This window comes from Pseudarthrobacter sp. lyk4-40-TYG-27, from assembly GCF_030209295.1.
Classification (GTDB): Bacteria; Actinomycetota; Actinomycetes; order Actinomycetales; family Micrococcaceae; genus Arthrobacter.
This window is the reverse complement of the sequence record NZ_JARVSH010000001.1, coordinates 141,315-155,422: the sequence shown is the minus strand read 5'-3', so window position 1 is coordinate 155,422 and position 14,108 is coordinate 141,315. Positions and strand designations below refer to the sequence as shown.

Below are 14,108 nucleotides of genomic sequence, written 5' to 3'. Positions count from 1 at the left end.
GACCCCACCCGGAAGGTCCGGCGCCATGAAAAAACCCGCCGCAATCATCATGCTGATCCTTGGGATCCTGCTGGCACTCCCGGGCCTTGCAGCACTGGCGGGAGGCGCCGTGGCTTCCGCGGTGGGGTCGATCCAGGGAGACGGATTCCTCACGTCCGGTACGTCACGGTTCTCGGTGAACTCCTTCGCCCTGACTTCCCCACGCGGCGACACCATGGGGCAGGAAGTGCCCGGCCGGCTTCCCTTTGACATTGGTACCCTGCGCCTGCGGGCAGAATCCGAGACGCCGGGCAAGGCGGTCTTCATTGGCATCGCACCGCAGGCCGACGTCGAAAAGTACCTGGCCGGCGTGCACCACTCCGAACTGCTCAACGTCTCCCAGCGGCCGTTCCGGGCCGATTACCGTGATGTTCCCGGGACCAGTCCTGCCACACCGCCGGCGGACCAAGGCATCTGGAGCGCCTCGGTTTCCGGCTCCGGCCAGCAGGAACTCACCTGGAACCTGGCACCGGGGGCCTGGGAAATCGTGGTGATGAACGCTGACGCCTCCTCCGGCGTGGACGTCCAACTGCAGGCGGGCTTCCACTCAGACCTCTTCCGTCCGGCGGCCACGGCCCTGCTGGTGGCCGGGATTATTGCCCTGCTGATCGGGATACCCCTGATCATTGTCGGCGCGGCTGGGCTGGGGCGGCACGCAGGACCCCCAAGGGGCGGCCCGCCGGTGGGAGCACCGGCAACCACAGGCCCGGCGATGGCCATGGCCGGGCCCGGCCAGGCAGCCGGACCAGCAGTACCCGGCACACAGGCGCCGTACGGGGCATTCCATGAACCACAAGCCTTCGCTCCGGTACCTGTTTCCCCCACGGGCTACCCGGCGAGGCTGGTCGGCGAACTTGATCCAGGCCTCTCCCGCTGGTTGTGGCTGGTCAAGTGGTTCCTGGCCATTCCACACTTCATCCTGCTGTTCTTCCTCTGGTTCGCCTTCGTCATCACCACGATCGTGGCAGGATTCGCCATCCTGTTCACCGGCCACTACCCGCGGGCACTGTTCGATTTCAACGTCGGCGTGATGCGCTGGAACTGGCGGGTGGCCTTCTACGCCTACGCCGCCGTCGGCACCGATCTCTACCCGCCTTTCACGCTGAGGCGCACCAACTATCCTGCCGACTTCGACGTGGACTACCCTGAGCGGCTCTCCCGCGGCCTGGTCCTGGTGAAATGGTGGCTCCTGGCCATCCCGCATCTTCTCCTCGTGGCCGCATTCGCGGGCACCACGGGCGCCGTATGGCGGTGGGAGGCAGGGAACGACATCATCGGTGGCACGTATGAACGCGGATCGGGCCTGTCCCTCCTGGGCCTGCTGGTGCTGATTGCGGCGGTCATCCTGTTGTTCACCGGCCGCTACCAGCGTCCATTGTTCGATTTCATCCTCGGCGTGGACCGCTGGATCTACCGGGTCCTGGTGTACACCTCACTGATGCGTGACGAGTACCCGCCCTTCCGGCTGGACCAAGGTGCCGGTGAGCCCGGCGTGGCCCCGGCCGCTCCCCCGGCGGGCCTTCCACCCGCCGCGGCCGGGCCGCCTCCGGCGGGCGGGCCCCAAAGCGTGGGGCCGGCGCAGTGACCTTCGCCCCTACCTCCCGGCCGCCGGGGCGAACGATGATGGGCGTGACCAGCCGGGTCCGATTGAGGAGCAGACATGAGCGTTGCCGGGGCACCGATAACCAACATCGTGGTGGGCGTCGACGGATCGGAGGCGTCCGTTGAAGCCCTCCGCCAGGCCCAGCGGATGGCCGTCCCGTTGGGCGCCAAAGTCCAGGCGGTAGCCTGCTGGGACTACCCCCAGGTGTATACCGGCTACGTGATGATGGGCGTGGAAGGCTTCGAGGAAGGCGCTAAAGCAGTCCTCGACGGCGCCGTGACGCAGGCCTTCGGCGCCGACACGCCGTCGAACGTCACCGCCACGCTGGTCCGGAGCCATCCGCGGGAGGCGCTGATCAATGCCAGCCGCGAGGCTGACATGGTCGTGGTGGGGCGCCGCGGGCACGGCGGGTTCGGCGGCCTGCTCCTGGGCTCGGTGAGCTCCGCCGTCGTCGCCCATGCCCACTGCCCGGTCCTGGTGGTTCACACCCCGGAGGCCAGCACCGCCGATTCCAAGGCCTCCTGACGGCGACGGCGACGGCGCCAACAGCCACCGGCGTGCCGGGCGGGTGAGGCAAGTGCCGGCGGATGACGTACGACGACGGACGCTCGCCCTGGCGATCGCCGGCGCGTTGGTGGTCCTCGCCGTCGCCCTGGCCCTGTTTCGCCCGGCACCGGCGGCCGGCCCGCCCCTGCCCACCCCGTCGGGGGCGTCTGACGCCCCGACCGCAACCCAACCCATCCGGTCCGCATCCGCCAGCGCGGATGCTGCCCCCGGCACTGCGCCGCCGGCAGAAACGGACACGCCCGAAGCGGGCGGGACACCGGTGGAACCTCCAGCCACGATCCCGCCGGCCGGGCCCTCCGAGGTACCGGATGAACCGGTGGCACCCCCGGCACCCCCGGCTCCCCCGCTCCCGGAGTTTCCCGAAACCCTCCGCGGCCAGGACCTCACAGTCGTGCCCGGGGCAGGCCCCAACGTCGCACTCACCTTCGATGCCGGAGCCAACGCGGCAGGGCTGGCTGGAATCCTGTCCACCCTCGCGGCCAAGGGCGTTGCCGGCACTTTCTTCCTGACCGGAAACTGGGCTGCCAGCAACCCGCAGGGAGTGGCACAGATTGCCGCAGCCGGGCACCGGGTGGCAAACCATTCCATGACGCATCCAGGATTCACCGGGCTGGCAGGGGACGCCATCCTCAACGAGGTGCGAAGTGCAGAACAGGCCATCCTGGCCGCGGGCGCCGACCCCAGGCCCCTGTTCCGGTTCCCCTACGGCGAGCGTGATGCGCGGACCATCGCGGCCGTCAACGCCCTGGGATATGTGGCTGTTCGATGGACGGTGGACACTTTGGGGTGGAAAGGAACCAGTGGCGGCGCCAGCGTCCAGTCGGTGGCCGACCGTGTCCAAGCCGGGCTGCAGCCCGGGGAGATCGTCCTGATGCACATCGGTTCAAATCCCGACGACGGCACCACGCTCGACGCGGACGCCCTCCCCCAGGTCATCGACCGCATCAGGGCCGCTGGCTACGGTTTTGTCACTCTCGATGCCCTGCTGGCGCGCTAGCCTCCGGCCGCACCACCATCATGGGCAACAAGACGCCGGCAGGGACCACCCCGGCAGGCACCCCGGGCCCGGCCCACCATGGACTGCCCGTCCACGAAGTGGTGCTGCTGTTTGGCACGGACACCGCCACAGGCCTGGACCCGGCCGAGGTGGTCCGCCGGCGGGCGCAGTTCGGCGCGAACATGCTTCCCAGGTCACGGCGCGGGGGTATTGCCGGCAAACTCGGGCGTCAGTTCAACAACCCGCTGGTTTACGTCCTGCTGGCGTCCGCCGCGGTGACCGCGTTCCTTCGCGGGTTCCTGGACGCCGGGGTGATCCTCGCCGTGGTTCTGGTCAATACGCTCATCGGTTTCATCCAGGAGGTTCGGGCCGACGAGGCCCTCGATGCCCTCCACTCCTTGGTTCGCACCCATGCGGCAGTCGTGCGGCGCGGCGAAAGGTTGAGCATTCCCTCCGAAGACGTGGTGCCCGGAGACCTGGTGCTGCTGGAAGCGGGTGACAGGGTCCCCGCCGACCTGCGCCTGGTCCGCCTTTCAGCGATGCGGGTGGATGAATCCGCCCTGAGCGGCGAATCCGAACCGGTTGCCAAGGACCAGGTGGTGCTCCCCCGGTCCACACCCGTGGCAGACCGGCGGAACATGCTGTACAGCGGCACGTTGGTGACTGCCGGAACCGGGGCAGGGATCGTCGTCGCTATCGGCGGCGAAACCGAACTCGGCGAAATCCACCGGCTCATCGGCGACATCCGGCCCGAGGCCACGCCCCTTACGCGCAAGCTGGCACGGTTCAGCACAACGCTTACCGCGGCCATCCTTGCACTGGCGGGCGTGGCTTTCCTTGCCGGCGTGGCGCGCGGTGAACCGCCCGAAGAAATGTTCACCGCAGCGGTCGCCCTTGCCGTTGGGGCCATCCCCGAAGGCCTGCCAGCCGCTGTCACGGTGACCCTTGCCATCGGCGTCCGCCGGATGGCGAGGCGCCGTGCCGTGGTCCGCCGGCTTCCGGTTGTGGAGACGATCGGCAGTGTCACCGTGATCTGTTCGGACAAAACAGGAACCTTCACCGAAAACCAGATGACCGTCCGAGTCCTCTGGACCCCTGCCGGCAGGTATGGCGTGACAGGCACCGGCTACAGCCCGGAGGGACACATCATTCCCCCAAGCACCATCCACACCGGCGGCACAGCGCAGCCGCCGGTGTCCCTGGGGCGCGACGGGATCCGGGACGAGGCTCTGCGGTGGTGCCTCCTGGCCGGGGCAGCCTGCAATGACGCCGGTGTCCGCCGCGAGGGAGCAACCTGGCAGGTGCGCGGAGATCCCACCGAGGCCGCGATGCTGGTGGCCGCCGGGAAGGGAGGCATCTCGCTTGCGGAGTTCCTCGCCGGCTGGCCGCGGCACGCCGAACTGGCCTTTACTCCTGAGCGTCAGTTCATGGCCACGATGCATCGCTCCGCCCATCCGGACGGTACCGGGTTCGTGTTTGTCAAAGGTGCCGTGGAACGTGTCCTTGAACTCTGCGGTGGCGAGATGGACGCACAAGGCGGCGCCAGGCCGCTCCGCAGGCAGGCCGTGGTCAATGCTGCACATGCGCTCGCCGACGGTGGACTGCGTGTGCTGGCAACGGCCATGATGCGCCTCCCCGCGGCTACCGGAGCCCTTGACGGCACGAAGTTGGAAGGCCGCATGACCCTGACCGGGCTCCAGGCAATGCACGATCCGCCGCGTGAAGCGGCGGCATCGTCAGTCCTGGCGTGCCGACGCGCCGGGGTGGCCGTCAAGATGATCACCGGCGACCACGTCCGGACCGCCCTGACTGTCGCCGCGGCGGTAGGGCTGACCAACGGTCCAGAACCCGGAGCAGCGCTCACCGGCGCGGAGCTGGACACCATTCCAGCCGACCGGCTGCCGGATGCGGTGGAACGCGCCACGGTGTTCGCCCGGGTTTCCCCGGAACAGAAGCTCCGCCTTATTCAGGCCCTCCAGTCCCGGGGCCATGTGGCGGCCATGACCGGGGACGGCGTCAACGATGCGCCCGCCCTCCGGCAGGCCAATGTTGGCATATCCATGGGGCGCACCGGAACCGAGGTGGCCAAGGAAGCCTCGGACATTGTCCTGACGGATGACGACTTTGCCACCATTGAGGCTGCCGTTGAAGAAGGACGGAACGTTTTCGACAACCTGGTCAAGTTCATGGTCTGGACCCTGCCAACCAACATGGCAGAGGGGCTGGTGATCCTGGCGGCCATCCTGGCGGGCGGGACGCTCCCCATCCTCCCTACCCAGATCCTCTGGATAAACATGACCACGGCCGTTGCCCTTGGGCTGATGCTCGCCTTCGAACCGAAAGAGCCCGGACTGATGACCCGGCCGCCGAGGGCACCGGACCGTCCGCTCCTGACCTGGGCCCTCACCGTGCGCGTCATGCTCGTCTCAGCGCTCCTGGTCGCGGGCACCTGGTGGCTCTTTGGCCACGAGCTCACCGTCGGTGCATCCGTTGCCCAGGCCCGGACGTCCGCCGTGAATCTCTTCGTGGCCGTTGAGGTCTCCTACCTCTTCAGCTGCCGGTCCCTTACCCGGCCGGCCTGGCGGATCAGGCCATTCGGCAACCGCTGGCTCCTCCTAGGGGTGGGCCTCCAGTCCGCCGGACAGGTGGCCCTCACCTACGTTCCCCTCATGAACGAACTCTTCCATACCGCCCCCATCGGACTGGATGCCTGGCTGCGGATCCTCGGCCTGGCCATGCTCGCATCCTTGGCGGTCGCCGTCGACAAGCGCCTGCGCCGGCAGGGTTTCTAGATCGTTTTCCCGCTGGCTCACGAGCGGCGGCGGATCTGCCGGCGCAGGGCTCCGGTGCCGGCCGGAACGGGACTAATGGCTCTGCCTGCGCCCACCCCGCAATCCAATACTGGAAGGGAAGGCAGCCGGTTGGCGGCGGCCTTCTGTGAATCGGAGGTCGGGGAAGTGTACGGCTGGAACGACGGCATGGGCCTGTGGGGCTATGCCCTGATGAGCATCAGCATGCTGGTGGTCTGGGGAGCGATCATCACCGGCATTGTGCTGCTGGCCCGATCATTGCGGGCCCCCTCCCCGCACAATCCACAGCCTCCGTCTCCGCGGATGGCGGAAGACCTGCTGGCGGAGCGTTTCGCCCGCGGGGAGATCGACGTTGCGGAGTACCAGAACAGGCTGGCCGTCCTGCGCGGCCACCCGGGCACCTGAGCCAAGGTCCGCAGGAAACGGACACGGAGAGCCCACGATGCCTCTTTCCGAATTCGAGAAAAGGGAACTCGAACTGATCGGGCACGGCCTGGAGCAAGACGACCCCAGGCTCGCCGTATTGCTGAACCACGACGCCTTTGCCTTGTCCCGCCGGACAAGCTTCCGGCGCGCAGTGGTGCTCTTCGCGGCCGGGGTCTGCATCCTCCTGCTTGGCCTGGTGGCCCACGCCCCTGTCGTTGGTATTGCCGGCTTCACGGTGATGAACGGTGCCGGGTACTGGGCCATCAAAGATCTGCATTGGTCGCCGCGGAAGGCAGCCCCGCACGCCACCCGGATGGAAGGCACCACCAGCGAATAGCAGGACGACGCCGGCGTCCCGGCTGTGCGGGGCCAAGCGTCCCGGGCGGCATCGGGCCAGGCGGGTCGACGTTCAAGCGGGTCGGCGGTGCAGGGCTTCAGGGGCGCTTCAGGGCTGTGCCGTCGCGTCGGTCAGCGCAACTTCTTCCGCGGCACCGGTTTCCGCGGCGTGGACCACGAGTACCGGGCAGTGGGCATGGCTGACAAGGGTTGAACTGACCGAGCCAAGGACAAAGCTGCCGTGGCCCCGCCGTCCCACGATCAGGAGCGATGCGGTGCGGCTCGCGTCCAGGAGAACGGGGCCGGGCTTCCCGCGGACCACCCGGGGGTGCACAAAGGGCGGCGCCTGTCCGAATGCGTCCCGGATCGCCTGGCCCAGCACCTGCTCGGCGGCATACTTGAAACCCTCAATGCCTACGGCCAGGTAAATCCCGTAACCGGCCGGGACATCCCAGCACGCCCATGCTTCAACCGGAGCCCCCAGGGGTTCAGCCACCGCCCGCGCCACGCGCAGCGCCGCGACGGACGCGTCGGAACCATCAACTGCGACGATGATCCTGGGGCGCCGTTCAGGTGCCGCGGACGGCCCTTGGTTCCCTGCTGTTGCCACATTTCCTCCCGTTGCCCTTCGGACCAAGCGTGGACCGGAGCCGGCCGCCGGACCAGGGCCAAAAGTCATGCGGCATACAGCAGCTCCACGGTCCGGACGGTGCACCCGGCAGCGGCAGCACCGGCGCGGCGGACTTTGGTCCCTTCCGGCGGGGCCGGTTGCGGGTAAGAATGGGGTGTGGCCGCTCCGGGGAGCTGCCCGCACAGGTGCGGTTTGGTCCTGCAAGCGTTTGGGAGCGTGGGTGCACATGCATGAAACTGCCGGCAGTGAAGCCACCGGGTCCTCCGGGCCGGTCCGGGTGTTCATCCTTGACGATCATGAACTAGTCCGGCAGGGCCTGAAGGACCTCCTTGAGGGCGAGGGTTTCGTGGTGGTTGGCGAAAGCGGCTCGGCGGCCGAGGCCACCCGCCGTATCCCGGCCCTGCACCCCGACATTGCCGTCCTTGACGGGCGCCTTCCCGACGGGACCGGAATTGAGGTGTGCCGCGATGTCAGGTCCCTTGATCCACGCCTGCGTTGCCTGATCCTCACAAGTTACGACGACGAGCAGGCCCTTCGCGGCGCCGTCCTCGCCGGCGCATCCGGGTACATCCTGAAGCAGATCAGGAGCGATGACCTCCTGGCCGGCATCCGGAGGGCGGCGGCGGGCGAGTCCCTGTTTGAACCGGGCGTTGAGCAACGGATCATCGCGGGCCTTTCCACAGCACCCACGGACCCCCGCCTGGACGGGCTGAGCACCCAGGAAAAGAAAGTGCTCGCCCTGATTGGCCAGGGCCTGACCAACAGGCAGATTGGCGATGAACTGTTCCTGGCGGAAAAGACGGTCAAGAACTACGTCTCGTCCATCCTGGCCAAGCTCGGTTTTGAACGGCGGACGCAGGCCGCCGTCTACGTCACCCGGAACAGTACGGACGGCGCCTGACCGGCTACACCCAACAGGGGTGCCGCGCCGCCGGCCGACGCGCACTCAGGACAGGCGGGCAACCCATTTCACTGACGTGCCCTCGCCGGGGATGCTGTCGATGTCGCAGCGGCCGCCAAGAAGCCCGGCGCGATAGCGCATGTTGGCAAGCCCGCTTTCCGTGGCGGGTCCGCTGAATCCATGGCCGTTGTCCTTAATGCACAGCTGGACGTCATCGCCGGAAACGGTGAGGCTGACCTGGATCTCCTCGGCACCGGAGTGCCGCAACGCGTTACTGAGCGCTTCGGAGAGCACGGGCAGCAGTTGGGCAGCCACATCTTCCCTGACCGAATCCACCGGACCGTCGAGCGACACCTTGGGAATCAGCCCGTAGCTGCGCGAGCTTTCCCGGACAACCCGGAGGATCCGGCCGGTGAGGGGTTCCCGTTCCACATCTGCCGTGCGAAGCGAGTAAATGGTGTCCCGCAGCTTGCGGATGGTGTCATCAAGTTCCTTGGTGACCGCAGCAATTCGATCATGGGCCACGGGGTCTGTGGTGAAGCGTCGCAGGCTTTGGATGCTCAGGCCGGCAGCAAACAACCGCTGGATGACAAGGTCGTGCAGGTCGCGGGCAATCCGTTCCCGATCCGTCAGGAGCAGGTCCTGCTCGCGCAGGGCACTCACGCGTGCCAGGTCCAGGGCCAAGCCGATCCTGCTCCCAAAGATCGAACTGGATTCGGCGTCAGCCTGGGTAAAAGCGGCAGCTCCGTGGGCACGGGCCAGGACAAGCACCCCGTTGCCGCTGTTGCCGTGCCCCAGTTGGCAGACAAGGACAGGCCCCAGCGTTTCGACAATCGCGTGCTCGAAGACCTGGCGCGGCTCCGGAGCCACGAAAGATTCGCCGGTTGCGAAGACTCCGGTTACTGCACTGGAAACCACCAGTTCCTGCCCTGCCTTGATGCCCTGCACGCCAAGGCACGACCGGCACCGGATCACGCCGTCGCCGGCCGGAACTCCGATGAAGGCCACCGAGGCGTCGGCTGCCTTGAGGGCGGTCCCGGCCACGATATCCAGGCTTTCCGCATCCCCTGCATGGGGCTCCATGATCAGTCGGCTGCTCAGTTCCATGCCGGCCTCCAGCCATTTCTGCCGGCGGCTGCTGTCTTCAAAGAGGCGGGCGTTCTGGATCGCGACCCCGGCTGCGGCCGCCAAGGCCACTGCGAGGTCTTCGTCTTCCTGCGTGAAATCAACGCCGCCCTGCTTTTCGGTCAGGTACAGGTTTCCGAATACCTCGTCCCGGACGCGGACCGGCACACCCAGGAATGTCCTCATCGGCGGATGGTTGGGTGGAAAACCCGACGCTATGGGGTGCTGGCCGAGGTCATGAAGGCGGAGCGGCTTGGGTTCGCGGATCAGGAGCCCGAGGACACCGTGCCCCGTGGGCAGGTCTCCGATGGAACGGATGCCCGCCTCATCAATTCCCACCGTGATGAAGTGGCTGAGCCGGCGGTCCTCGCCAATGACACCAAGCGCCCCGTAGCCGGCACCCACCAGGGCGCAGGCAGACCGCACCAGCCGGTCCAGGACCGCTTCAAGGCTCAGGTCCTCCGCGACGGCTATGACGGCCGCCAAGAGGCCGTTGATCCGCTCGCGGGTATCCAGCAGCTCATCGCCCCTGGCTGTGAAATCCCGCAGCAGGTCTTCCATCTGGTCCCGCATTGGGGAGCGCCACGGCTGCTCAGTACTCACGTCCCACCTCCGGCGGCAAAAGCCCGCAAGGCAGCAGGCCCGTAGCGCGAATCAAGTGTTCGAAGACATCCTCTGGGAGTAGTCTAGGGGCCGCGTCAACGGCAGGCAGTCCCTGCCGTTGACGTTGAGTCCGGCTCACCGCCGCCAGCCCGCTGTACCGGCGGGACCTTTTCCCCTACCGGCCGAATGATCGCGGACCTAGGCTACGGCCATGAACACAGCAGGGGCAGATCCGGAAATCAAGGAACTCGGTGTCCACGATTGTTGGAAACTCCTTCATTCCACATCCGTTTGCAGGATCGCGTTCACGGACGGCGACTCGGTCGAGAACTTTCCCATGAACTTTGTCACCACCAACGGAACCCTGCTGATGCGGACGGGTGGGGCAACAAAACTCTCCTCCTTCGACGGCAAGGCCGTGGCTGTTGAGGCGGACGGCATGAACCAGTACGGAACCATCGCTTGGAGTGTCATCCTCAAGGGGCACGCCACAGTGGTTTCCGATGCCGAGGAGACCCAGGACGCCATGGATGCCGGACTCTCACCGTGGCAACCGGGCCAGAAGAACACCCTGATCCGGGTTACGCCCCACGACATCAGCGGCCGGAGGTTCGTCATCGCGGCACCTACTCACTGGTGGCCGCCCCGGGAGCCGGCAGCGGACTGAAGTTCGCAGCGGCCAGGAACCCGACTTTCGACCTCGCCCCAGCCAACGCCACAACACTCCAAAGGATGGCCCCCATGGCACCTGCCAAGCCAATCGCCGTCGGCATCACCAACACACCGGCGTCCGACGCCGCCCTGATGTGGGCTGCCGCACGGGCCGACAGGCTCAAGGCTCCCCTCGCCGTCGTCACCGTGGTCGATGACCGGTGGATGGCCTCCGAAGTACTGCCCTACTTTGAGGTGTTGCGTGAATCAGGCCTGGGCCTGCTCAGGGAGGCCGGCGAGAAGGTCAGTGCCGCCTACCCGGGGCTGAGCCTTTCGCTGAAACTCCTCGAAGGAGGGGTGGGCTCGGCGCTGGGCGCATACTCGAAAGAGGCCGCAATGCTTGTCCTGGGTACCAGCGGCCACTCACGGGGCGCACTGACAGACCGTGCCCTCCAGGCTGCTGCAACGGCCGAATGTCCGGTTGCGGTCATCGGCGGGGGGCAAGAGGCCGGCCGCGGCGTGTTCGTGGGGGTGGACGGTTCCGAGGAGTCAACGCAGGCGGTGGCCTACGCTGCCGCCGAGGCCGACATGCTGGGCGAGGAGCTGACGGTCCTCTACGCGTTCACCGGGCCCAACCGTTGGATCGCGGCGGGACTGCCCTCAAGCAGTTTTGCCACCCATGTGCTCGAGGAGGAGCAGATTGTCCTGGCCGAAACGGAGGCAGGCCTGCGGCAGGACTACCCTGACCTCACCGTGCACACGGTGATGGAAACCGTCGTGGAGCCCGCGGCTGCCCTGGTCCGGGCCGCCTCCGGGGCGCGCCTGCTGGTGCTGGGCAGCCGCGGCAAGGGCGGCTTCGAGCGGCTGTTGCTGGGCTCCACGGTGCACGCGGTGCTGGCACAGCCGCCATGCCCCACCATCATCACGCGGATGCACGTACCGCAGCACGGCGATTGAGCGCGCCCGCTTGGTGGAGCATGCCATGCAGGCCGCCGGGAAAGCCGGGGCCTCCGCCCCCGATGTGGAGGCCCGCCGTGCCCGTGAGGGGCTGACCACCCGTGAAGTCCAGGAGCGGACCGCTGCCGGCCGGATCAACAGCGTGCCCACGGCCACCAGCCGAACGGTCCGGGCGATCATCCAGGCGAACGTGTTGACGCTTTTCAACGCCGTTGTGGGCGGCTGTTTCATCCTGCTGTTCGTCCTGGGCCAGTGGCGTGACGCCCTCTTTGGGTTGTCGGCCATCAGCAACTCGTTGATCGGGATAGTCCAAGAGTACCGGGCCAAGCGTTCGCTCGACCGGTTGGCCATCACGCAGGCGGCGACGAACACGGTGATAAGAAACGGCGCACGGGAACGGATCCCGTCGGCGGGGCTGGTCCCCGACGATACCGTCGTCCTGGCCGGCGGCGACCAGGTCACGGCTGACCTCCTGCTGCTGGGCGGAGCCTCACTGGAGGTGGACGAATCCTTGTTGACCGGCGAATCCGAGCCGGTTCCCAAGATGGGCGGCGCCGTGCTGCTCTCCGGGTCGCTGATCCTGGCGGGCAGCGGCCGGGCCACCGTGCTCAGGGTGGGGCCGGATACGTTCGCCTACCGCCTCGCGGCGGAGGCACGCCGGTTCTCGCTGGTCACGTCGGAGATCCGCAGGGGCCTGGGGAAGGTCTTCGTCGTCATCACATGGTTGCTGCTGCCCACCGCGTTGCTGCTGGTAAACGCGCAGATGCAGGACCGGGGCGGATGGACGGGTGCCTTCGGCTCGGGGCGGTGGATCCCCGCCGTGGTGGGGGCAGTTGCCGGGATCATGGCGATGATCCCCCTCGGCCTGCTGCTGATGACCAGCGTGGCATTCGCCGTTGGAGGCCTCCGGCTGGCCCGCCAAAAGGTCCTGATCCAGGAGCTGGCGGCCGTGGAAGTGCTGGCGAGGGTGGATGTCCTGTGCCTCGACAAGACGGGCACGCTGTCCTCAGGCTCCATGGTGTTCGACGCCGTCCACACTCAGGGGGCCTTCCGGGCAGCACGCTGGCAGCCGGTGCTGGAGTGGTTCGGGGCCCAATCGGAAGGCGGCAGCACTGCAGCGGCCATTGGTGCGGCTTTTCCCGCGGCCCCGCCGCTGGCGGAACTGTCCGCCATCCCCTTCTCGTCCGCCCGGAAATGGAGTTCTGTCACTGTGGGGCCGGAATCCGGCGCGGCCGGCACGTGGATCCTCGGGGCGCCGGACGCCGTCCTCGGAGGCTCCCCTGGTTGCGCGGCGGCACACAGGGAGGCCGCCGCCCTGGCCTCCACCGGCCTTCGGACGCTGGCCTTGGCCTACCTTCCGGGCATCCTGCCGCCGGATGCGGGCGAGACGGGTCTCCCCACGACACTGGAGCCGGTGCTGCTGATAACTTTCCGCGAAAGAATCCGGGCGGACGCCGCCGCGACACTGGACTACTTCCGCCGGCAAGGCGTCACCGTGAAGATCATCTCCGGTGACGACCCCCGGACGGTGGCGGCCCTGGCACGGGGAGTTGGCTTCGGCAACGGGGCCGCGTACGACGCACGCCTCCTTCCCGGGGATCCGGCCCAACTGGAGGACATAGTGGACTCGCAGAGCCTCTTTGGCAGCGTCACGCCGTCCCAAAAGCGGGATCTGGTCAGGGCCCTGAAGCGGCGCGGGCACACGGTGGCCATGACCGGAGACGGCGTCAACGACGTCCTGGCACTGAAAGAGGCGGACCTGGGCATCGCCATGGACTCGGCCTCGCCGGCCACCAAGGCGGTGGCCCGGCTGGTTCTCCTTGACGGCCGCTTCGAAAGGCTGCCCGCGGTGGTGGATGAGGGGCGCCGGGCGATCAGCAATATCGAGCGGGTTTCCTTGGTATTCCTCAGCAAGACCGTTTACGCCACGGTCATCTCCGTGGTGTGCGGCATCCTGCTGCTGGCCTTCCCGTTCCTGCCACGGCAGTTGTCCGCACTCGACGGCTTGACCATCGGCCTGCCGGCCTTCTTCCTGGCCCTGCAGCCGGGAGGCGAGCGCTATGCCCCCGGGTTCCTCCGCCGTTCCCTGGCCTTTGCCGTGCCGGCGGGACTCTGCACCGCCGTGTGCGTTTTGGCCGTCAGTGCACTCGCCACAGGCTTCGGCGGGCACACCCGGGAGAACGCGCAGTCCGCAGCCACCGTAACCTTGGGTCTGTTGGCTGCGTGGATCCTGGTGATGGCGTCCCGGCCGCTCAACGGCACCAAGGACCTGATCCTGGCCGGTATGTACGCGGGCCTGGTCCTCCTGTTCAGTGTGCCCCTGACCCGGCATTTCTTCCGGGTGGATTGGCCTCCCCCGGGCCTGCTGGCCCTCGCGGTCGGGGTTGGCCTGGCAGGCTGCGCGGCCATCGAAGGGGTGGGCCGGTTTACCCGGCACAGGCGCGCCCGTGCCGGGTGAACCG

12 protein-coding genes are annotated in these 14,108 nt (G+C 67.6%); 10 read left to right on the top strand and 2 right to left on the bottom strand.

Annotated features, from left to right (window positions below; translation table 11 throughout):
• Nucleotides 1-25: 25 nt before the first annotated feature.
• The 6 genes from QRM96_RS00760 to QRM96_RS00735 all read left to right on the top strand — a co-directional run bounded on the left by QRM96_RS00760 (nucleotide 26) and on the right by QRM96_RS00735 (nucleotide 6,779).
• A complete protein-coding gene (locus QRM96_RS00760) occupies nucleotides 26-1,624 on the top strand; it encodes a DUF4389 domain-containing protein (protein ID WP_285317972.1) in 1,599 nt (532 codons plus the stop codon).
• 75 nt (nucleotides 1,625-1,699) lie between these two features.
• The gene (locus QRM96_RS00755; RefSeq protein WP_285317970.1) at nucleotides 1,700-2,167 is read left to right on the top strand and encodes a universal stress protein; all 468 of its coding nucleotides are present in this window, start codon (nucleotides 1,700-1,702) and stop codon (nucleotides 2,165-2,167) included.
• Nucleotides 2,168-2,219: 52 nt separating this feature from the next.
• Nucleotides 2,220-3,206 (top strand): polysaccharide deacetylase family protein, encoded by a 987-nt coding sequence (locus QRM96_RS00750; RefSeq protein WP_285317969.1) that lies wholly within the window; start codon nucleotides 2,220-2,222, stop codon nucleotides 3,204-3,206.
• A 20-nt stretch (nucleotides 3,207-3,226) separates the two neighbouring features.
• Nucleotides 3,227-5,998, top strand: a complete 2,772-nt coding sequence (locus QRM96_RS00745; protein ID WP_285317968.1) for a cation-translocating P-type ATPase — start codon at nucleotides 3,227-3,229, stop codon at nucleotides 5,996-5,998.
• 165 nt (nucleotides 5,999-6,163) lie between these two features.
• Nucleotides 6,164-6,421 (top strand): SHOCT domain-containing protein, encoded by a 258-nt coding sequence (locus QRM96_RS00740; protein ID WP_206073878.1) that lies wholly within the window; start codon nucleotides 6,164-6,166, stop codon nucleotides 6,419-6,421.
• 37 nt (nucleotides 6,422-6,458) lie between these two features.
• Nucleotides 6,459-6,779, top strand: coding sequence for a DUF3040 domain-containing protein (locus QRM96_RS00735; RefSeq protein WP_018761494.1), 321 nt, complete (start codon nucleotides 6,459-6,461; stop codon nucleotides 6,777-6,779).
• Nucleotides 6,780-6,887: 108 nt separating this feature from the next.
• Here the strand turns inward: QRM96_RS00735 and QRM96_RS00730 are convergent, their stop codons facing one another.
• On the bottom strand, nucleotides 6,888-7,388 hold the full coding sequence (locus tag QRM96_RS00730) for a universal stress protein (RefSeq protein WP_018761495.1): 501 nt from the start codon (nucleotides 7,386-7,388) through the stop codon (nucleotides 6,888-6,890).
• A 247-nt stretch (nucleotides 7,389-7,635) separates the two neighbouring features.
• On the opposite strand from QRM96_RS00730, the gene QRM96_RS00725 reads away from it, so the two are divergent.
• A complete protein-coding gene (locus QRM96_RS00725; RefSeq protein ID WP_133831626.1) occupies nucleotides 7,636-8,310 on the top strand; it encodes a response regulator in 675 nt (224 codons plus the stop codon).
• A gap of 45 nt (nucleotides 8,311-8,355) precedes the next feature.
• Here QRM96_RS00725 and QRM96_RS00720 read toward each other — a convergent pair whose 3' ends face one another.
• The gene (locus tag QRM96_RS00720; protein ID WP_285318357.1) at nucleotides 8,356-10,008 is read right to left on the bottom strand and encodes a GAF domain-containing sensor histidine kinase; all 1,653 of its coding nucleotides are present in this window, start codon (nucleotides 10,006-10,008) and stop codon (nucleotides 8,356-8,358) included.
• Between the two features lie 241 nt (nucleotides 10,009-10,249).
• On the opposite strand from QRM96_RS00720, the gene QRM96_RS00715 reads away from it, so the two are divergent.
• From QRM96_RS00715 to QRM96_RS00705, 3 genes are all read left to right on the top strand, one after another.
• Nucleotides 10,250-10,705 carry a pyridoxamine 5'-phosphate oxidase family protein gene (locus tag QRM96_RS00715; RefSeq protein ID WP_018761498.1) on the top strand — a complete coding sequence of 152 codons (456 nt, stop codon included), beginning with the start codon at nucleotides 10,250-10,252 and terminating at the stop codon, nucleotides 10,703-10,705.
• A gap of 74 nt (nucleotides 10,706-10,779) precedes the next feature.
• Nucleotides 10,780-11,646 carry a universal stress protein gene (locus QRM96_RS00710; protein WP_285317965.1) on the top strand — a complete coding sequence of 289 codons (867 nt, stop codon included), beginning with the start codon at nucleotides 10,780-10,782 and terminating at the stop codon, nucleotides 11,644-11,646.
• Between the two features lie 25 nt (nucleotides 11,647-11,671).
• Entirely contained in the window at nucleotides 11,672-14,104 is a 2,433-nt protein-coding gene (locus tag QRM96_RS00705; protein WP_285317963.1) for an HAD-IC family P-type ATPase, read from the top strand.
• Nucleotides 14,105-14,108: the final 4 nt, after the last annotated feature.

Bases quoted from the DNA above. Each gene is read 5' to 3' on its own strand.
- QRM96_RS00760 (WP_285317972.1), top strand. From the start codon at position 26: ATGAAAAAACCCGCCGCAATCATCATGCTGATCCTTGGGATCCTGCTG.
- QRM96_RS00755 (WP_285317970.1), top strand. From the start codon at position 1,700: ATGAGCGTTGCCGGGGCACCGATAACCAACATCGTGGTGGGCGTCGAC.
- QRM96_RS00745 (WP_285317968.1), top strand. From the start codon at position 3,227: ATGGGCAACAAGACGCCGGCAGGGACCACCCCGGCAGGCACCCCGGGC.
- QRM96_RS00735 (WP_018761494.1), top strand. From the start codon at position 6,459: ATGCCTCTTTCCGAATTCGAGAAAAGGGAACTCGAACTGATCGGGCAC.
- QRM96_RS00725 (WP_133831626.1), top strand. From the start codon at position 7,636: ATGCATGAAACTGCCGGCAGTGAAGCCACCGGGTCCTCCGGGCCGGTC.
- QRM96_RS00720 (WP_285318357.1), bottom strand. From the start codon at position 10,008: ATGCGGGACCAGATGGAAGACCTGCTGCGGGATTTCACAGCCAGGGGC.
- QRM96_RS00715 (WP_018761498.1), top strand. From the start codon at position 10,250: ATGAACACAGCAGGGGCAGATCCGGAAATCAAGGAACTCGGTGTCCAC.
- QRM96_RS00710 (WP_285317965.1), top strand. From the start codon at position 10,780: ATGGCACCTGCCAAGCCAATCGCCGTCGGCATCACCAACACACCGGCG.
- QRM96_RS00705 (WP_285317963.1), top strand. From the start codon at position 11,672: ATGCAGGCCGCCGGGAAAGCCGGGGCCTCCGCCCCCGATGTGGAGGCC.